Annotated in this window: 13 protein-coding genes and 1 tRNA gene; 7 read left to right on the top strand and 7 right to left on the bottom strand. The window is 64.4% G+C overall.

Features of this window, described 5'->3' with window-relative positions:
* The first annotated feature begins 51 nt into the window (after positions 1 to 51).
* The 4 genes from HPY64_08845 (at position 52) to HPY64_08830 (ending at position 4,323) form a co-directional block, all read left to right on the top strand.
* A tRNA-Ser gene (locus tag HPY64_08845) sits at positions 52 to 137 on the top strand.
* A gap of 103 nt (positions 138 to 240) precedes the next feature.
* Positions 241 to 1,584: a peptidoglycan DD-metalloendopeptidase family protein gene (locus HPY64_08840; GenBank protein NPV67236.1), complete on the top strand. Its 1,344-nt coding sequence runs from the start codon at positions 241 to 243 to the stop codon at positions 1,582 to 1,584.
* Between the two features lie 246 nt (positions 1,585 to 1,830).
* Positions 1,831 to 3,726, top strand: coding sequence for an ATP-dependent zinc metalloprotease FtsH (gene hflB / locus HPY64_08835; protein NPV67235.1), 1,896 nt, complete (start codon positions 1,831 to 1,833; stop codon positions 3,724 to 3,726).
* 246 nt (positions 3,727 to 3,972) lie between these two features.
* Positions 3,973 to 4,323, top strand: coding sequence for a hypothetical protein (locus HPY64_08830; GenBank protein NPV67234.1), 351 nt, complete (start codon positions 3,973 to 3,975; stop codon positions 4,321 to 4,323).
* Between the two features lie 23 nt (positions 4,324 to 4,346).
* On the opposite strand, the gene HPY64_08825 is transcribed toward HPY64_08830, so the two are convergent.
* Positions 4,347 to 8,585 carry an oligosaccharide flippase family protein gene (locus HPY64_08825; protein ID NPV67233.1) on the bottom strand — a complete coding sequence of 1,413 codons (4,239 nt, stop codon included), beginning with the start codon at positions 8,583 to 8,585 and terminating at the stop codon, positions 4,347 to 4,349.
* Positions 8,586 to 8,820: 235 nt separating this feature from the next.
* On the opposite strand from HPY64_08825, the gene HPY64_08820 reads away from it, so the two are divergent.
* Positions 8,821 to 11,010 carry a PDZ domain-containing protein gene (locus HPY64_08820; protein NPV67232.1) on the top strand — a complete coding sequence of 730 codons (2,190 nt, stop codon included), beginning with the start codon at positions 8,821 to 8,823 and terminating at the stop codon, positions 11,008 to 11,010.
* 106 nt (positions 11,011 to 11,116) lie between these two features.
* Positions 11,117 to 11,605, top strand: coding sequence for a hypothetical protein (locus HPY64_08815; GenBank protein NPV67231.1), 489 nt, complete (start codon positions 11,117 to 11,119; stop codon positions 11,603 to 11,605).
* A gap of 9 nt (positions 11,606 to 11,614) precedes the next feature.
* Here HPY64_08815 and HPY64_08810 read toward each other — a convergent pair whose 3' ends face one another.
* Both HPY64_08810 and HPY64_08805 read right to left on the bottom strand, forming a co-directional pair.
* On the bottom strand, positions 11,615 to 12,361 hold the full coding sequence (locus HPY64_08810) for a hypothetical protein (protein ID NPV67230.1): 747 nt from the start codon (positions 12,359 to 12,361) through the stop codon (positions 11,615 to 11,617).
* A 5-nt stretch (positions 12,362 to 12,366) separates the two neighbouring features.
* Complete coding sequence (locus HPY64_08805) at positions 12,367 to 13,620, bottom strand: hypothetical protein (protein ID NPV67229.1); 1,254 nt, start codon at positions 13,618 to 13,620, stop codon at positions 12,367 to 12,369.
* Between the two features lie 154 nt (positions 13,621 to 13,774).
* Between HPY64_08805 and HPY64_08800 the strand changes: the two genes are divergently transcribed.
* Positions 13,775 to 14,116: a hypothetical protein gene (locus tag HPY64_08800; GenBank protein NPV67228.1), complete on the top strand. Its 342-nt coding sequence runs from the start codon at positions 13,775 to 13,777 to the stop codon at positions 14,114 to 14,116.
* A 7-nt stretch (positions 14,117 to 14,123) separates the two neighbouring features.
* On the opposite strand, the gene HPY64_08795 is transcribed toward HPY64_08800, so the two are convergent.
* From HPY64_08795 to HPY64_08780, 4 genes are all read right to left on the bottom strand, one after another.
* Positions 14,124 to 15,275, bottom strand: coding sequence for a deoxyguanosinetriphosphate triphosphohydrolase (locus tag HPY64_08795; protein NPV67227.1), 1,152 nt, complete (start codon positions 15,273 to 15,275; stop codon positions 14,124 to 14,126).
* A 105-nt stretch (positions 15,276 to 15,380) separates the two neighbouring features.
* On the bottom strand, positions 15,381 to 16,826 hold the full coding sequence (locus HPY64_08790) for a hypothetical protein (protein ID NPV67226.1): 1,446 nt from the start codon (positions 16,824 to 16,826) through the stop codon (positions 15,381 to 15,383).
* An 85-nt stretch (positions 16,827 to 16,911) separates the two neighbouring features.
* Positions 16,912 to 17,430, bottom strand: a complete 519-nt coding sequence (locus HPY64_08785; protein ID NPV67225.1) for a flavodoxin — start codon at positions 17,428 to 17,430, stop codon at positions 16,912 to 16,914.
* A gap of 77 nt (positions 17,431 to 17,507) precedes the next feature.
* Positions 17,508 to 19,331, bottom strand: coding sequence for a S9 family peptidase (locus tag HPY64_08780; protein NPV67224.1), 1,824 nt, complete (start codon positions 19,329 to 19,331; stop codon positions 17,508 to 17,510).
* Positions 19,332 to 19,697 lie beyond the last annotated feature (366 nt).

Below are 19,697 nucleotides of genomic sequence, written 5' to 3'. Positions count from 1 at the left end.
AAAACACACCAAGCCGCCAGCCGGCGTTTTGCCGGCCAGGCAAGCCTATCCGGAGAGGTAGCATAGATGGCCTAATGCGCTCGCCTGGAACGCGAGTAGGGTTAACCCCCTCGCGGGTTCGAATCCCGCCCTCTCCGCCTGAACCAGACCCTCCGCCGCTTGGCGTGCCGGAGGGTTTGTGTTATGCTACCGGGCGCATTGCGGGGGGCACACGTTGGATGGAATGAGGATGTAACGCTAATGAGCTGGTTTACTGCCGATCACGAAGCAACCCCCGATGAACCGGAACGCCCACCGGAGGATTCGCCACAGACACCGCCCCGTGGCCTGCCGCCGGTCCGTCTGGAGGATGAGCCGCCCATCGACCCGCTGGCCGATACCAGCCCGTCGCAGGTGATGCGGCCAGTTGGCAGCGATGAGACGCCGGACGAACTGCCGATGTGGCGGCGCGCGTTGGGGCTGGCGCTGGTCCTGCTGGCCGCCGCGCTGACCATCATCGCCGGTCTGATCGTCGCTCTGCCCCTCCTGCGCGGCACAGCGGCGGGAACACCGCCCGCCTCTGTTCAGGCTGCTACTGCCGCGCCAACAGATACACCGTTGACCGTGCCGGCTCAGGGCGGCCCACTCCCGGCGATTGAGCCGACGCTTGGCCCGGAGCAAATCGCTGTCCTGCTTTCCCGCCCGCCCGCTGATCTTAACGTCGCCTACGAGCCGGTGGAGCGCCGGGATAGCCCCTTCACCATCGTACCGGAGCGCCCGCGCGCCGAGGTCATCACCTACACGATCCAGGAAGGCGATACCATCACCGCCATCGCTGAGCGCTTCGGGCTGGAAAAGGACACCATCGCCTGGTCGAATGATCGCAATGTCGTTTTTGCGCTGCGTCCCGGCAACCAGCTATACATCCTGCCGGTTGATGGCGTCTATCACCGCGCCCTGGTTGACGAGACCATCCAGGCCATCGCCGACAAGTACAATGTTGACCCCTACGACATCATCAATTCGGAGTACAACGACCTGTTCGGGGCCACGCCGGAGACCATCGTCCGCAGCGGGACATACGTGGTCGTCCCCGGCGGAACGAGCACCTACAACGACTGGACGTACAACCCGGTTGTGGAGCGTTCCGGCGGCGGGGGCGGCGGCTCCTCGGAGGCCGGGTATATCTCCTTTGCACCGGGCCAGCCGGGGAGTTGTGGCCGCCAGCCGAATCCGGGCGGCACAGGCTACTTCGCCAGACCGCTATCGTCGTATGCATGGGTGCGCGGCTTCACTGCTTTCCATACCGGCGTCGATCTTTCCGCTTCGCCGGGCACGCCTGTCTACGCCGCATCGCCGGGGCGGGTGATCTATCGTGGCTGGAACGACTGGGGTTATGGCTACCTGGTGGTACTGGCGCACGGCCCGTTCACCACGTTCTACGGCCACCTGAGCCGCATCGACGTCGGCTGCGGGCAGATGGTTCCCGCCGGCGGGGTGATCGGCGGGGTAGGCAGCACCGGCAACTCCAGCGGCCCGCACCTGCACTTTGAAATCCGCTACAACGACATCCCCACCGATCCGCTGCTCTACGTCGGCTTCTGAGCTGGATGTCATCTGAGATGCACAGGCGGCCCTGGATTTACCCGATCCGGGGCCGCCTGCTATCTACTCCAGGGGTTTTCCTGCGCCTTCTCCTGGCAAATCTTGTATACTTTGTATAAGGAAGTGGCTGTTGGCGATTGTCCATAGCAGGTGCAATAGCGATCCATAGCTCACCGGGAACAGGGTGAAAGCTGCTGGTGAAGAGCGCAGCTTTCCGCCAACTGGGGTGTAGCCGGGGAAGATACGATGAAAGAAAAGGAACAGGCCGACAAACTGCAACGCGAGAACAGACGGCGCCAGTGGATCTTCTCACTCATTTATATGGTGGTCTCGATCGGCATCTGGCTTGGCGTGCAATGGCTACTGTTCCCGCCCCTTGAGCCGGAGGTCAGGCTCTATAGCGAATTCCTGGCTGCCCTTGAGAGTGGGCAAGTCAACAGCGTGCTCATCCGCGACAAAGACATCCTGTGGTTCACAACGGTTAACGGCCAGGAACAGGTGTTCACCGTCCAGCGTCTGCCCAATATGGACGATTCGCAGTTGCTGGAGCGGCTGCAGGCTGCCGGTGTCGAATTCGCCGGGCTTCAACCGCAGGAACCCGGCTTCCTGATGACCCTGCTGTCATGGGTTGCGCCGGTGATTGTGCTGGTGCTGGCCTGGCGCTTTCTGATCAACCGCCTGCCAGGACAGCATCAGGCATTGATGTTTGGCAGTAACCGCGCGCGTGTCTGGGATCAGGGGAGTGTGGATGTCACCTTTGATCAGGTCGCGGGCGCGGATGAAGCCGTCGCTGAGTTACGCGAGATTGTAGATTTTCTCAAGTCACCGGAACGTTATCAGCGTCTTGGTGGGCGGGTGCCAAAGGGCGTGCTACTCGTTGGACCGCCGGGCACGGGCAAGACCCTGCTGGCGCGGGCGGTGGCCGGGGAAGCCCGCGTGCCTTTCTTCAGCCTGACCGGTTCCGATTTCATCGAGATTTTCGTCGGGGTGGGCGCGGCCAGGGTGCGCGACCTGTTCAAACAGGCGCGCGAAAAAGCCCCTTGCATCATCTTCATCGACGAGATTGATGCCATCGGGCGCGCACGCGGCGGGCAGCAATCCCCCGTTACGCATGAGGAACGCGAGCAAACCCTGAACCAGCTGCTTTCAGAAATGGACGGCTTTGACAGTCGCTCCGGCGTGATCATCATGGCCGCCACCAACCGGCCGGAAGTCCTTGATCCTGCCCTGCTGCGTCCGGGGCGTTTTGACCGGCAGATTGTGGTGGACAAACCGGATCGCAAGGGCAGACGCGCCATCCTGGAAGTTCATACCCGGAACATTGTCCTGGATGAGCGCGTCGACCTGGACGTGATTGCCGCCCGTACGCCTGGCTTCGCCGGCGCGGAGCTGGAGAACCTGGTCAATGAGGCGGCCCTGCTGGCTGCCCGGCGGGGCGCTAACAAAGTGGAGATGATCGATTTTGAAAACGCCGCCGACCGGGTCATGATGGGCCTGGAGCGTCAGAACCGCGCCCTGAGTGACCGCGAACGCCGCATCGTGGCCTGCCACGAGATGGGGCACGCCCTGGTGGCCAGCCTGCTCCCTAGCGCTGATCCCGTTCACCGCGTGTCAATTGTGCCGCGAGGGGTTGCGGCTCTCGGTGTTACCATGCAACTCCCCGCTGAAGATCGCTACCTGCTCAGCGAGGCTGAGCTGCACGACCGGATCGCAGTTTTGCTTGGCGGTCGGGCGGCAGAGGCGGTCATCTTCGGGCAAGCCTCTACAGGCGCTGCGGATGACCTGCAACGCGTCTCCGATCTGGCCCGGCGGATGGTTTCCGAATTTGGCATGAGCAAGCAGGTCGGCCCGTTTGCTGTTGTCAGGCGGGAAGCAGGGGCGTTCCTGCCCGGCTTTGGCGAGCAGGCCCTGACCGGCCCCGATGTGCAGCGGGTGGTTGACCAGGAAGTTAAGCGCATCGTCGAAGAGAATTACGCCCGTGCCCTCCGGATTCTGGAAACCAATCGCCATGTGCTGGAGACCCTGGCGCAGGAATTGCTGGAAACCGAAGATATGGACGGCGCCTACCTGCAGCAGCGTCTGAAGGAGCTGGGAGCCACCTTGCCGGAGCAAGCGACCGCCTCACAACCTGAAGCCGCCTAGCGTCGGCGTCCGGTTTGTGGCGCTGGAAGGAGGGCACAACAACGCGCTGGGCTGTTCGTCCCGGTTACCACAGGCGTCGGGGACCGGCTCCCGTTGTGGTGAGCCGGTTCACAGACCTTTCATCAGATTTTAGGGCGGTCTTTAACTTGCCTTAATAGGTCGGCATTATAACCATTGCCGATCGGGCGGCAGGCCCGGAGAGTGTCTATGTAGTCCTGGTTTTAGCGTTTTCAAAGGAGTGTTACGATGCAGGTGCGGAATGTGTTGTCGAATTACGAATACACCAGCGCCGATCCCAGCCAGTTCCGCTATTGGTCACCTTCCCAGCGGTACGCCAGCGGCGATCAACTCGCCCGCTGCTTGCAGGAAGGCTGGGGGCTGGGGGAAGAGGTGCTGGTGGAAACACACTGGTTCGGCGAGGCGCGCTTCATCAATATCTACCGGGTCACGCTGATCCGGGGCGACCAGCAGGTGACCATGCGCGTGATGAGCAATCCGTTCGTCCGCCAGTTGCTGCGCGATCCGCGCCTGGGGTTGAAGCTGACGACCGTCCGCCATGCGGACAAGTACACGTTCAAGGTCGTCGACGTCAACTGACGGTTGCTCCGGTAGCCTTTTGCCTATTCGCCAGGGATACTCTCTGCCGCGGTCGGTCTGGCCTGTTGCCGCTGGCCGGGCAGCAAAGGGCGTAGCTGCGCCCGTTCCCCGGCGTCAAACGGCGGCAGCGCGATCAACGTCCCCGCATAGACCCCGACTCCTGCCGCCAGCGCCAATGGACCATTCACGCCCCATAATACCGCCATCACGCTGAACATCAGTGCCGCTGCCAGCGCCGGACGCCCCAGCAGACGGGGCAGCGCCACCGTTCGCGCTGTGGCATCAGCGGGGATGTGCTCCCGCAGCGCCGGGCGCAGCATCCCCAAAAACAGCGCCAGCAGCAATCCCTCGCTGATGATGTGGATCACGGCTGCCGCCCGGTAACTGTAGAGCGGCAGCAGGATCAGGTTGGCGGTGATGTTGACCGCCACCGCCATAATGAAGGCCCGCGTCAGCAGTCGCTGGCGATCAAGCGCAATCAGCACATATTGCGTCACGCTGTTGATCCAACCCAGCGGGATGCTCCACACCATGATCTGCAGCGCCACCGCCCCGTCGGGCAGGTACTCCTCCCCGCCCAGGAACAACACCAGTGCACCCGCCACGAAGGTCGTGGCCACCGCCACCGGCAGGGCGACCAGCACCAGCAGTTTAACCGCCAGCCGGTAGCTGCGCACCAGCGCGGGTGGGTCTTCCTGCGCCTGGCGGCTCATGACCGGCAGCAACGCCGCCGAAAGGAAGGCCGGGATGACCTGCAGGGCGTCCAGCCACTTGTAAGCGGTGCTATACCAGCCGACGACTGTCGCCCCGTTGATCGCCTCCATCAGAATCACGTCGATCTTGTAGAAGATTGTTGCCAGCAGGTGGTTGATCATCAGCGGCCAGGATTCGCCGAGCATATGGCGGATCAGGCTGCGCTCGACCTGCAGACCGGCCATTTCCCGGCGCGGGCCAAGCAATGGCCTGGCCAGCCACAGCATCAGCCCCAGCGTGATCAGGTTGGTGATAATGCTCACCCCGGCCAGACCCACTACGCCCCACCCGGCCACCAGCGCCAGCAGCCCCAGCACGGCCTTGGAGAATGTGCTGACAGTGGCGATGGCCGCCGGGTATTCGGCCTTCTCGAAGGCGTAAAACAACGCGCTCAGGCCGGTGCTCAGGCTGTTAGGCAGCAAGCCGATGTACAGCAGGACAATCGCGCCGATGGCGACCGGCGTCAGCGGCGGCGTGACCGTCGCCTGGCGGGTTGCCAGGAAGCCAATCAGCAGCGGCACGCCCAGCGCGGCCAGCCCGATCCGCAGCAGGCTGGTATTGAGCAGGTAGCGCCCGGCCTGCTCATGGCGGCGGGCAACCTCCCGTGTCAGGTAGGTGTTCAGGCCGAAGTTGGTCAGGATGTCGAACCAGCCGAAGACGACCACGGCGTAGTAGTAGATACCCGCGTTCTCCGGCCCCAGCACGCGAAGCATGATGAAGGCGAAGGCGAAATCGATGCCTTTGTTGAACAAGTTCATCAGGATGGGCACGGCGCTGTTTTTGGCCAGGCGTTGCACCGTGCCAGCCTCCTCATCGCTGCTCCGGTAGAACGTCCGCCACAGCCAGACCCCCGCAGCAAAAGCGATCGCCGCCCCGGTGATGAAGCTGAGAAATGCGCCGATCTGGAACGAAGCCGGGCTGTAGCGGAAGCGCACCGTCCACGTATTGGAGAGCGTCACTGTGCCGGAGGTCGCCGCCTCCGCGTAGTGTTCCGCCAGCGCTGCCGGATCGATCTGCACGGCGCGGAAGTTGCCGTTGACCAGCATCACCGGCAGCTCCTGCTCGTAGTCGTCGTCTGCCCCGGCGGGACGGATGAAGGCCCGCCAGCCCTCGAAGTAGCTGTCAGCCAGCACCAGCCATGACGGCTCGCTGATCGTCGCGTCGATCAGGACAGTCAGTCCCCGGTAGGTGGTGATCACCTGCGGGACGGGATCGGCGTCCAGCAATGCGCCCGCGGCAGAAGTCGGCTGCGCCGGGTCGTAGCGCAGCACGGCACGGTGCAGGTCGATTCCCGGCGTGTTCAGCAACTCCTGAAAGCCCGCCAGGGAGTCATAGGTCAGCGTTGCCCGCACGGGCAGGGTGTAGGCGCGGGGCATGACGTGCGTGTTCTCGTAGATGCGTACCGCTTCGTCTTCATAGACCAGGCGGTAGATCGGATTCTCGATCGTGCTCTCGGTCATGATGTAGCGCACGTTGAGCATATCCAGCAGGGGGGAGTCAAGGGCTGGGAGGTAATCGGTTGTCAGGGGCGCGACGCGGTTGTATTCCAGCTGGAATTGCGGCGAGATCAGGCGCATATAGTCTGTGTACTGGCGGGGGATGATGCTGTCATAGCCGCGCACGTCCTCCAGCCCGAACATCCAGGGGATGTTGGCGTTGGCGGTATTGGCCCCCGGCGCGTCCAGGGTGGTGATCCGGAACGACCCTTCCTCCGCATACTTGCCCCGCAGCCACTGGAAGGCGGGCGGCGTGAAGTCCAGCAGGGCGGGATCCGCCGCCGGGTTGAAGCCCGCCGAGGCGATCAGCAGGTCGAGGGCGACGACAATCACCGCCAGCACCGCCCAGAGCGGCAACCATCCCCGACGCGGCGGCAACGCCCACGCTCGCTGGTTGAGCAGGAACATCCCGCCAGCCAGCAGCAGGAACACACCCAGCAACAGGACGTTAGTGAACTGGTAGCTGTAGAACATCCGCGCGTCAGCGAAGGCGTTTTCCGCCAGGGCCAGCGAGCGCAGCGCCCGGTCGATCAGCGGCTCAAGCTGCGGATAGAAACCATAGCTGCCCGCCAGCCCCAGCAGGGTCAGCCCGCCCGCGCCGGTCAGCCCCCACCCGAACCAGCGCGTCAGGCGGCTATCCACCCGCCGCGCCAGCGCGTCCGCGCCGAACCCGGCCAGTACGGCGACGGCCAGTGTCAGCGGGAACACCCAGCGGAACGGGCTATGCAGCTGGTTAATGCCCGGCAGCAGGTAGTAGAGCACGGCGTAGGTCGGCAGGCCGAAGACAAAGGTCAGGGCGATTGCCCCCAGCGCGGCGAAGATCGCCCGGTAGGGTCGTCCGGCGGGTAGATCACGATCTGCACCGCGCCGCCAGGCGCTCGCCAGCGCATAGGCGGCCAGCGCCAGCGGCAGGATGCCCAGGTACGCTCCGCCCTCGACATAGTTCTTGATCCCCCAGTCAATAACCGTGATCGGCTGGCCCAGGGCGTTGACGCTGACCGGGACCATCTGGCGGCTGAACACATCGAAGTAGGCGTGGTGGGCCGGGTTGCCAAAAAAGTTGGGCATCAGAAAGGCCAGCAGCTGCCGCTTGGGGTAAGCCCAGCCGAGGATTTGCTCCAGCGTGGCCGAGCCTTCCCGGAAGTTTCGGCTGACCAGCTCAATCAGAGGGACGATCTGCGCCGCGCCGAGCAGCAAGCCCGCCCCGACCATGGCCACCAGCCAGGTCCCGCGCCGCAGCAGCCAGCCGGTTGCCCCGCCTTCCCGCCGGGTCGCCCACCATCCGGCCAGCAGCCGCCAGGCCGCGTAAAAGGCCATCACCAGCAGCGTGTAGTACGTGATCTCCACATGTCCGGCGTAGATGACCAGGGCCAGCGTCACGGCTCCGGCGGCTGCCCAGGGCAGCGTGGCCGGGCGGTTGAACAGCGGCTGGCTGCGGACCACGTACTCGATCATCAGAATCAACAGGGGCAGCCAGGCCGCTGCGCTCTGGATCATCGGGAAAACCGTGCTGACTAGGAAAAAGCCGCTGAGCTGCCAGCTCACCGCCGCGACCGTCGCGCCGATCCGCCCCTGGCCCAGCCCACGCGCCAGCGCCAGCATGGTCAGACCGGCGATCCATAGCTGGATCACGGCGTACCAGCCGTACGACGATTCCAGCGGCAGGATGTAATGCAGCAGACTGAGCGGGTAGAGGGCGCTGTGCTGACCCGCTGCCAGGAAGGGCACGCCGGCGAACAGGTGCGGGTTCCACAGCGGCAACTCGCGGTTGGCGATGCTTTCCCGGATGAACTGCTTCCAGACGTAATTCTCCAGGATCAGGTCGGAGAGCAGGGCGTTGTGCGTCACCTCAGGAGCGCGGACGACCTCCCGGTAGGCGCGGAAAGGCTGCCACTGATAGAGGTTGTCGGCGGGCAGCAGGGTGCGGTCGCCCAGCGTAACCGGCGCATAATAGATCAGCGGCAGTAACAGGAGCAACAGGATGATCAGCAGGTCAGGCGCACGGCGGCGCATAAAAACACACCTCATAGGTGGGCGGCAGGTGGCGCAAGCGCCGGGATTATACCCTACCGGCGGCGCCAGCGGGCAGCCCCCGGCGGGCCAAAAAGGAAACAGGAGATCAGAGGCGTGAGTCCGGGCGGCAACTGACTCGCCATGCTACAAAGCAGGAACGAGTTGCATCGCCGTATTGTTTTTGGATTCTTCGTATCGTGTTATCATGGGGGCAGATTGAGCATGGGGCAGGGCGGTGAACAGTTTACGGGTATTCTTGCACCATATCACGATCGTCCTGGCTGTCCTGTTGCTGGCGGCGGTGCCCGCTGCGGCGCAGGGCGGCAACAGCAGCCTGCAGACGCTGCGTACCCTGCAGGAGGTTAGCATCCCCATCAGGGATGCACCTGACCTGGCCGAACGGCTTGGCGGGCTGATCGGCGCTGCGCAGATCTCGATTCCGCCCGCCCCCGCCTATGCCCCCGGCGACCGGGAAACCTTCTTTGTGGGCAACAACGACACGTTCGTCATCACTCCCGTCGAAGCGGAACTGGCCGCTGCTACCCCCGGAGTTTACCTGTGGGTGGAAGTGGGCGTGCCCTATGACGCTGACCTGCTGGCCGAGGTGGCCGCTTTCCTGGACAATCGCCTATTTCCAGCGGTGCGCACCCTCTTTGGCAATGAAGATTCGCCGGGCATCGACGGGGATCCGCACATCTACATCCTGCATGCCACCAACATCGGCGAGACGGTCGGCGGCTATTTCAACGACACCAGCGTCTACCCGCAGCAAATCTTCGCCTCCAGCAACGAGCATGAAATGTTTGTGATTGCTGCGGATAACGTGCCCTTCGACTCGTCGTCTTACCTGTACGTGCTGGCCCACGAATTCGTCCACATGATCCAGAAGAACCGGGACGAAAACGAGCAGACCTGGGTCACCGAGGGAACCGCCGAACTGGGTGCTTTCCTGACGGTTGGGCCACGCACGCAGGCCATCCAGCGCTATCTGGCTGCTCCCGGCGTTCAGTTGAATGCCTGGGATATCGACCAGCCCTCCCCTTACTACGGCGCGGCGGCGCTGTTCTTCGCCTACCTGGAGGAGCGCTTTGGCCCGGACTTTGTGCGCCTGCACGCTGGGGAGCCGGCGGACGGCATCGCCGGGATCGATCGCACCCTGGCAGCGCTGGGTGCGACTGACCCGCAGACGGGCGGGGCGATCACCTTCGCCGATGTCTTCGCCGACTGGCTGGTGGCCAACCTGCTGAACAACCCGACTCTGCTGGATGGGCGCTTTGGTTACCGCCGTATAGACCTGGCCGGAGGCCGCGCTGCGTTGACCGGGCGGGTGAACGTTTATCCGGCCCTCCTGCAGGATCGCCCGGTTAACCAGCATGGGGCGGATTACTTCCTGCTGGAAAGCGCCTCCCCGCAGACGCTGCGCCTGAGCTTCAGCGGCAACCGGACGGTCAGCATCGTCCCGACGACTGCCCACAGCGGCGAGTACATGTACTGGGCCAACCGTTCTGACCAGAGCAACCCGCGCCTGACCCGCGCCTTTGACCTCAGCGGTCTGGACAGGGCCACCCTGACGTACTGGACCTGGTACGAGATGGAGCCGTTCTGGGACTACGGGTATGTCAGCGCCTCAACGGATGGCGGTCGTACCTGGACGCCGTTGACCACTTCTGCCACCACGCGGGAAGACCCCAATCACCGCGCCTTTGCCCCCGGCATCACCGGTTACAGCGCTGGCGGGACGGAAATACGCCCCGCCCCCTTCCTCGGCATCACGCTCGACACTGCCACGGGCCTGGTGACCGGGTTGCTGCCCGGCGGCGGCGCGGCAGCCGCGGGGATGCAGCCCGGCGATCAGCTGCTGGCTATCGGTGGCGACTCTCTCGCCTCCGCCGATCTGGTGACGCTGCTTAACCGCTACCGTCCGGCGGAAACTGTGCCGGTCACTGTCCGGCGCGGCGGCCAGGAGATCGTCCTGCAGGTTACGCTGGGGGAGCACCCGGAACGGCGCATCCGCCCGGAAGCTGCCTGGGTACAGGAGACGATCGACCTGACGCCGTTCACTGGCGGGGAAGTCCTGATCCGCTTCGAGTATGTGACCGATCAGGCTTTCACCCGCAACGGCTGGCTGCTGGACGACATCGCCATCCCGGAACTGGGCTTCTCTGACGATGCAGAGCTGGTTGGGGACTGGCTGGCCGAGGGCTGGTCGCGCATCACCAATGCGTTGCCGCAGGAATTCCTGGTCGAGCTGGTGACCGGTCGCCCGCTGCGCGTGCAGCGCTTGCTGATGCCCGGCGGCGGGCAGGCTGGCGAGTGGACGGTCGAGGTGGCGCCGGATAACCCGGCGGTGATCATCATCAGCGGCATGACCGACTACACGCTCCAGCCAGCGACGTATACCCTGCGCCTGGACGCGCTCAACTGACCCCCGCGCCCGGCCTTTCTCGTTGTCTTTTCGCCGCACGGGCACTACAGTAGGAGTGGCGGGCATGCATCCGCCTGTAACAGCGCATGTGCCGGAGGAGAACGCGATGAACCTGATCACGGTGACCATTGAGAAACCGGAGGAACTGAACTTCATCCTGGGCCAGAGCCATTTCATCAAGACAGTGGAGGACGTGCATGAGGCGCTGGTCAGCAGCGTGCCGGGAATCAAATTTGGCCTCGCCTTTTGCGAAGCATCGGGCGCGTGCTTGGTGCGCTGGACAGGCACGGACGAGGCGCTAATCGACCTGGCGCGGCGTAACGCGCTGGCGCTTTCCGCTGGGCATAGCTTCATCCTGTTCCTGGGGGAGGGTTTCTACCCGATCAACGTGATCCCCGCCCTGAACCGTGTGCCGGAGATCGTCCGTCTGTTCTGCGCTACCGCCAACCCAACGCAGGTCATCCTGGCCGAGACCGAACAGGGCCGCGGTATCCTGGGCGTGATCGATGGCTTCCGCAGCCAGGGCATCGAAGGCGAGGCAGATATTGCCTGGCGCAAGGGTTTCCTGCGCAAGATCGGCTACAAGCTGGACTGAGCCGCCCGCTCAGTCCAGCACTTCGATGTCCGCCACAAGCGGATCGTGATCAGAAAGGAACGGCGGACGCGCCCGCGGACGGGGAATCTGGACTTCCAGCAGGTTAACCCCGCGCAGCAGGATGTAATCCAGCTCGGCGATTCCCTTGCCGGTGAAATCGTGGAAGGTGCGCCGGTCGATCCAGGGCGGCAGGGTATCCGCCGCCGAGCTGTAGCCAGCCTGCCGGAACACCTCAATCGGCGCTGAGTCCGGCGTGCAATTAAGATCGCCCACCACCACCGCCGCGGGCCTGTCCCTGAGCGTTTCCACCAGCAGGCGGGCGCTTTCCAGCCGCGCCCGCTCGCAGTTCCAGGCGTCAAAATGGGCGTTGACCAGCGTCCAGGTCTGGAAGTGGAGCAGGTGGGCCAGGCGCGGCTCGCGGCCATCCCAGCTCACCTGCCCGATCACGCCTGTTTCATTGAGCGCCAGCGCACCCTCCGCGCGGGGCAGGATACACGGCTGGCAAACGAAGAATGGATTGCGCAGCGACCGGCCATCGGCGAGCATGGTATCCGGGCCGGGGTAAGCGAAGTAACCCGCCAGGTCGCCGGTGATGTTCACCAGCTGGTCGGGCATGCACTCCTGCGCGGCAAAGATATCCGGGCGCAGCGTGTTGAGCAGCGCTTTGAGGTATGGCCAGCGCAGCGGCCAGGCGTTCGGCCCATCATCCGCGCTGGAGACGCGCAGGTTGAGTGTCATCAGCCGCAGCACGGCCATCAGCCTCATCCTCCATTGGCCAGGCGGAACAGGAGCAGCGCCATGCTGACCGCCGCGCCCGCCAGCAACCACAGCCCGACCGTGCTCAGGAACCAGTGTAACAGCCGCCCGGCGCGCGCCCGCATGAAGACGAACAGGAAGGCCAGGATCACCCAGCCGCCCAGCCACAGCACCGGCAGTAGCCAGCCTAAAATATCCAGTTGTGCCCCAAGGGTAGACAGGCGGGCGATGATGACATCGCCGGTCTGGGCCGGGTAGCCCAGTGACGCCCATAGGGTATTCAACGCCCCGCCGAAGACCTGGGCGGGATTGGGCAGGTTAGCCGGGTCCAGGCCGGGGACTATAGCGCTGAAATCAATGGGCAACAGGACAGGACCGGTGCGCAGGAAGGCCAGCAACGCCGTTAGCACGACCGCCGGGACCAGATTCAGCGGCAACGACTGTCCGGCAGGCAATGCGCCCACGTTCTGCAGGGCCAGGCTGACCGACTCTCCGATCATCAGCACGGCCAGGACGCTGCCGGCGAGGATGGTCAGCAGCAGCGAAAAGCACCCGCTGACGCACCCGCCATTGACCACCAGAAACGGCTGGATTTGCACCGGCTGGCGGGGCGTTGGGCGATGCTCCGGTTCTGGCTCCATCTCCCAGTCAGATTCAGGGCGGCGGCGGGTGCGGCCCGGCGGCGGGATCGGCTCGCCTGGCTCCAAGGGCGGCACAGGCGCTGGATGGCTCTCCGCCGGGTGGCTGACGTAATCCGGGGCAGGCGGCGGCGCGGAGACCTCATAGGCCGGGGTCCCGCTGTAGGGCGGGTAGGCCTGCTCAGGATACGCCGGAGCCGCGGGTGGTGCGGGCACGTCCCCGGCTGGTGTTACAGGATGGCTGCGGTAATCCGGCGCAGGCGGTGGCGCCGAAGGCGGCGCCGCAGCCTGACCCGCGGATGGCAGCGTGGGCTTGTCCAGGTAACCGTAGCGGGCGGCCAGCTGGCGGGCCGGGGCAAAGGCCGGATCGATCTGCAGCACGCGGCGCAGGGCTTCCACCCGCTGGTGGGTGTGCGGCGTCACCTGCGTGATCAGCCACCAGGCGTCGCGGTGATCGGGCGCGATGGCCACGATGCCGTACAGGATGGCCAGCGCGCCCTCGCGATCGCCATCTCTGGCCAGCCGGTACGCCTGCTGGATATCCGGGCCAAAGGGATCGGGTGCGCTCATGGGTTCCCACTTTTCTCCGGAGATCAACCGTTCTGGCATCCAGTATGGCATGGTCACTGCCTGCGTGGCAAACGGGGCGTGAGTGGTGATGGGGCACGGATACGGCTATGGAAAAACACCAAGGCTAATCCGTGCTCCTGTCCTCATCTCCGGTATACTGGGCAGGCCATACTCGTTGCTGAAGGTTGCACAAGGAGTCTGCCCGATGCACTTCCCGCCCATCCGACCCGATCGCTGTCTGCTGTGGATCACGCTGCGCCAGGACGAAACCGTTCGCGCTCGTTACGCAGCGCTACGTACTGTGCTCCGGGAATGCCGCCTGCACCCGCTGGATACCACCGCCGGGGCGGAACTGGTGATCGTGGAGGAAGCTGCGCTGGAGCCGCGCCTGGGAGCCATCCACGCTGCACTGGGCGCAGGGGATATGATCCACCGCATCGCCTGCCGCGACGGGCGGCTGCTGGTGAGCGTGATCGCCCCGCCGGAGATTGACGCGGATCCGCTCACGGCCCGCCCGCCGGAGCGTCGTCCCCCCTGGTTGCGCTGAACTGGCGTCAGGGCCGCACGAACGGATCGAACAGGCGCTGGTGCTCCTCCAGCGCGTAGCGGTCGGTCATCCCGGCGATGTAGTCGCAGACGGTGCGATGCAGGCTGCGCTCCTCAAGCTGGGCCTGAACGGTATCCGGCAGTTCATCCGGGTGGGAGACGTACTCGTTGAACAGGTCGGTGATAAAGCGTTCCGCCTTGGCCGCCATGCGTTTGACCCGGTAGTGGCTGTAAAGCTTGCTGTAGAGCAAATCCTTCAATTCGCGGTTCATCCGGACGTAATCCGGCGTATGGCCGACGACGTTAAAGGGCAGGTGTTGCAGTTCCTCCAGCGAGCGCGGGTTAGCTTCTTCCAGGCGGGCAGCGGTGTAGGCGATCGCATCGTCGATCTCCAGGCCGATCATCCGCCGGATCAAGCGGTAGCGGATCATGTCGTTGAAATCGCGCCCGTCCCAGCCGATGCTATCACTCAGCATCCGCCACAGTTCCAGATCGCGCACCTGTTCCACGCGCAGCATCCCGGAGCGCAGGCCGTCGTCCAGGTCATGGGCGTTGTAGGCCAGTTCGTCGGCGATGTTGCAGATCTGGGCTTCCAGGCTGCCACGCCGGTCAGGGGCGTAATCGGCGGCGTCAGCGATGTCGTACTCCGACTCGTGCTTGACGATGCCCTCCAGCACCTCAAAAGTCAGGTTGAGGCCGGGCCAGTGCGGATAGCGCCGTTCCAGCTTGGTGACGATGCGCAACGACTGCTTGTTGTGGTCAAAACCGCCATAGTCGGCCATCAACTCGTTGAGCACGCGCTCCCCGGAATGGCCGAAGGGCGAGTGACCGATGTCGTGTACCAGGCAGATCGCCTCGACCAGGTCCTCGTTAGCGCCCAGGGCGCGGGCGATGCTGCGCCCGATCTGGGCGACTTCCAGCGTATGGGTCAGGCGGGTGCGGTAGTAATCGCCCTCGTAGTTGACGAACACCTGGGTCTTGTACTCCAGGCGGCGGAAAGCGGTAGTGTGGATGATGCGGTCGCGGTCGCGCTGGAAGGCAGTGCGGTAGTCCTGCTCCTCCTCCGGATACTGGCGGCCCCGGCTGTCCCGGGCCAGTGTGGCATAAGGGGCCAGCGTCCGGGCTTCGATTTCCTCGTACTGTGTACGCTTGATCTGCATGGCACCTCCTCACGGGGCTGGCGGCGCTTAGCGCCGTACCCCTACTATACAACGGTGTGCCGTCTGGCGGGTATGCTCAGGTCTCAACCGCCCGCCGGGGGAGTTTCAGCCCGTGATGCTGATTTCCAGCCGGTAGCCGATGCCCGTCGCGCCGCCGGCCGCCGCCACCCGTAGCAGGTAATCCTGTGTCAGCGGCAATACACCGCTCCAGGAAGGCTGGTAGCGGGCCAGCGGAGAGCCATCCGCGCCGACCAGGGTGACGTACACGCGGTCGCCGGGCGTCACGCTGTAGGTCAGTGTCTGCCCGGCCCGCGCCTCCAGGACATATTCCACCCCCTCGGGCAGGACGATCGTGCCCTCTAGCACGGTTGACGTGCTGCCCGGTGTGAAGGAGACCCGCCGGGCGATGGAAACCTGCAGCGTGTAGGCCGCCGGGTTGCCATCGCCCTGCACCGTCAGGATGTAGACCTGCGAGGCCGGCAGGCGCCCCATCCAGATCGTTTGCAGCGCCTCCGGGCGCAGCAGGACAGTGCCGTCTGCGCCGCTGATGGTCAGCCAGACGTTGTTGCCGGTGGAGGGCGCCGATACGCTGGCGCTCATGATCTGGCCCGCGCCGGCCTCCAGCGTGTAGAGGTGCGGGTCGCGCCCGGCCAGATTGCCCATGATTGTCGCTGAAGTCGCCCCGGTGGCAAAGACGATACGCTTCGGCAGGGTGATCTGCAGCGTGTATTCGGCTGTTCCCGCCGCCCCGCCAACGCTGATCAGGTAATCCTGGGCAGCGGGGACGGCCCCTGCCCAGTCCATCCGGCCCTGCTCCGGACCGAGCAGCACTGTCCCATCCAGGCCGCGCACTGCCAACCAGATGTTGCCGCCCGGCGTGCTGGCATCGACCATCAGCATCTGCCCGGCAGCGATGCTCAGCAGGTAGGTGTTGGCGCTGGGCGCGGTCACACTGCCGCCCAGGAACACTGTTGTCTCCCCTGCCGGGATCGTCACCCGGCGCGGGATGGTCACCGCCAGGTTGAAGGCGGCCGGTGCACCGATATTGGTCACCTCGATCACGTAGTCGCCGCTGGCGGGTAGCGCCCCCGTCCAGGAAAGCACCCCTGGTGCAGTCCGGCCCAGCAGCGTCCCACTAACCCCATAGACTGTTAGCGACAGGCCGCCGGCAGCCGTCAGCGGGGTGATCTCCGCCAGCAGCGCCTGGCCGCTCATGGCCCCCAGCACATAGCGCAGCACGCCGCCGGCGGCAATCGCCTGGTTGGGCAGCGTGGCGGCGGTCGCGCCGGTGGCGAAGCGGATACGCGCTGGCTCCGGCGTGGGGGTGGCCGGGATAGCCGTCGGGAGTGGCGGGATAGCCGTCGGCAGGATCACCGGCGGCAGCACGACCGGCGTGAACGTGGGCAGGGGGATCGCCGTGGCGGTCGGTAGCGCGGTCGGCGTCAATGTTGGCGTGGGTGGCAGGTTTATCAACGTGGATGTCCCGATCAGGTTGCAGCCCAGTGTTGTGAGGATTGCCATCACTGCGATGAGTATCCGGGCGTGTCTCATCCTCCTGCTCCTTTCGGGCCGGGGTGTGTCCCACTGCCCCGGCCCACCACCGGAATATCCTCCCGATCAACTCCCCCGGCTGCTGTTACACCCCTAGCAACGGCTTCAGGCTGACGGCCCAGGCGTGAATGGCGTCCCAGTCGCGGTGATCGCCCCTGGGGAAGATGCCGATGGTCCCCGCCAGACGCATGAACAGCGTATCGAAAGTGAATGGCACATGGCTGAAGTCCAGTGCCCCGGCAAAGAGACCTTCACTCACCGGCCTGACCAGGGCGCGCACCGGCGCCAGCCACGTGGCCACTCCCTGGTGGTAGCTCTTATTCGGCATGGCCAGGGTGATGCACACCAGAAACGCAGCAAAGGGCTTGCTGGCGAGCGCGGCCTGATGCCTCCGCATAAACTGCATGGCTTCTGGCAGCCACTTCCCGCCCCGGATGGCGCTGCCAGCTACTACCGCCCGGTAGGGCGCAAGATCGGTGACCTCCTGCATCGGGCGTACATCAACTTCTGCTCCGCACTCGACCAGTGCCTGGCCGATGGCTTCAGCTACGCCGGTGGTAGCGCCAGCCCGGCTGGCATAGGTCACCAGAATCTTGGTGGACATTGTCATTTCTCCCCTGCGAATTCGCCCTGCCGGATAGTTGGCGGCCAGCGCGCCGATGCAGCGCAATTTGACCGCGGTTACAGCCGCCGTGCCATGAAATCTGCCAGAAGCGTATAGGCCCGAATCTTCTGGCTGATGTCGGTTGAGCCGTGCCCTTCCTCGCTCAACTCCACATATTCGAAATCTTCGCCCTCTACGCGGCCCAGTTCCAGCAGCCGGTCGCGGAAAGTCGTCGCCTGGTTCAGCGGGCAGCGTGGATCGTTGACGCCGTGCACGATCAACAGTTTGCCGCGCAGCCGGTCGGCGAAATGAATCGCGCTGCGGTCGCGCCACAACTCAGCGTCCGCCACCGGATCACCCATTTGCTGGCGCAGGTAGTACTTGAAGTGCTCCATGCTGTTTTCATAGAGCAGTAGCAGATCGGTGATGCCCACCCAGGCCACGCCCGCCTTCCACAGGTCGGGCTTCTTGGTCATGGCCATGTAGGTCATATAGCCGCCATAGCTGCCGCCAAAGACGCCGATGCGCTCCGGATCGACATCCGGCTGGCTGCGCAGGTAGTGGACCGCCCCCTCAATATCCTCCAGGTCCTTGCCAGCCCAATCCTTGAGGCAGGCGTCGCGGAAATCGACGCCGTAACCGGTGCTGCCACGCGGGTTTGGCTCAATGACCACATAGCCCCGGTCAGCCAGGAACTGAGCAAAGACGTCAAAACCGCGGAAGAACTGCCCGGTTGGGCCACCATGGATGTGAACGATGGCCGGGCTGCGCTCGCCGGGCTGCCGGTCGCGCGGGCGGTAGACAATGGCCGGGATCGGCGTGCCATCGGTGGAGGGATACCAGATGTACTCGTGCCCGACGAACAGCGCCGGGTCGATCGAGCCGTACTGCGCCGGGAGCAGGACGACGCTCTGACCATCACTTAAGCGGTAAGCCCATAGCTCCGGACGGGTGCGATCGGTCTGGATGTTGACCATAAAGCGCTCATCGTCCAGCCAGTCGGCGTCGTAGGCCAGGCCGGGCGGCAAAGTCACCGGGATCGCCTCACCGCTGCGAACGTCATAGACGACCACGTCTACCGCCGAATCGGCATTACGGTAGGCAAGGAGTTTCGAACCATCCGGCGAGAATTTGCCGGGGATGGTGTTCTGGCCATCCAGGCTGAGCCAGCGCAGCGCCCCGGTCGCCAGCTCCAGCACGCCGGTTCGCGTCCAGCCACTGGCATCGGAGCCGACGGCCAGGAAGCGCCCGTCCGTGCTCCAGTCAGCGACATTGTCTTTGGTCCCGATACGGGTGCGCAGGACGCAGCGTGGATCGCTCCCATCGGCGTTCATCACGTAGACATCAGTATTCTGCAGGTCGTCAGTGTCGTTGGCGGTATACGCGATCCGCCGTCCGTCGTCGCTCAGGATCAGATTCCAGACGGGGAAACGGTAAAAGGTCAGGCGGGTATGGACGCGCGTCTCCACATCAAAGGCGTAGATGTTCATCTGGTCATCTTTGTTACTGCGGATGTAGATCGTGCGTCCATCCGGACTGGCGGCTTCCGGATATTCCTGAGCAGCGGGCGTATTGCTGAGTTGCTCGGCGCGGCCAGTGGCCAGGTCAATACGCCACAGGTTATGCTGCTCGTCGCCGTCGTTATCCCTGGCGAAGTAAATCGTGTGGCCATCTCTGGCCCACACATACCCGGCGTGGATCGCCCGCGGCAGCTCGCCGTGACTGACCTGGCGTGGCTCAGCGCCTGCCTGCGGCGCCATGATGTATAGCTCCAGCGTCCCCGATTGATCACTGTAAAACGCGATCTGGCGGCGGTCATGGGCGACTGTCGGCAGGTAAAACGATGGCAGGCTGGCCAGCTCCTCCAGCGGGATGCGGCCAGTGGTGGATCGGGATGGCATTTGAACTTCCCCCTCTGTCGCGGTACGGTTCACTGGCCACTAAGTTAACCACAGATCGGGGTAAACCAAAAGGCGGCAGGCCGCGCGGGAAGGGCAGCGTGTTCAGTGATCGGCCCGTTTCGACCGGGGAAATACCCGGCAGCCTGCCCTGTCAAATCAAAAGATAATGTTACCGAACGGGAATGGTTCGTTCATTTGATAATGTTACCGGGCCGTCCTCTCCTTTCTGGAGGTCTTGAGGAGCGAATAGGGTCAAGTAGACGTTCTGGGTATCGCCGGGAGCGGCGAGCGGCAAGGCAAAAAGCTGGTCGAGCAGGTCATAGATGCGCTGGCGTAAGCGACGGGGATTGGTGGCCTGGCGAAGCG

The organism is Anaerolineae bacterium (assembly GCA_013178165.1).
GTDB lineage: Bacteria > Chloroflexota > Anaerolineae > Aggregatilineales > Ch27 > Ch27.
This window is presented reverse-complemented; position numbering and strand designations above follow the sequence as displayed.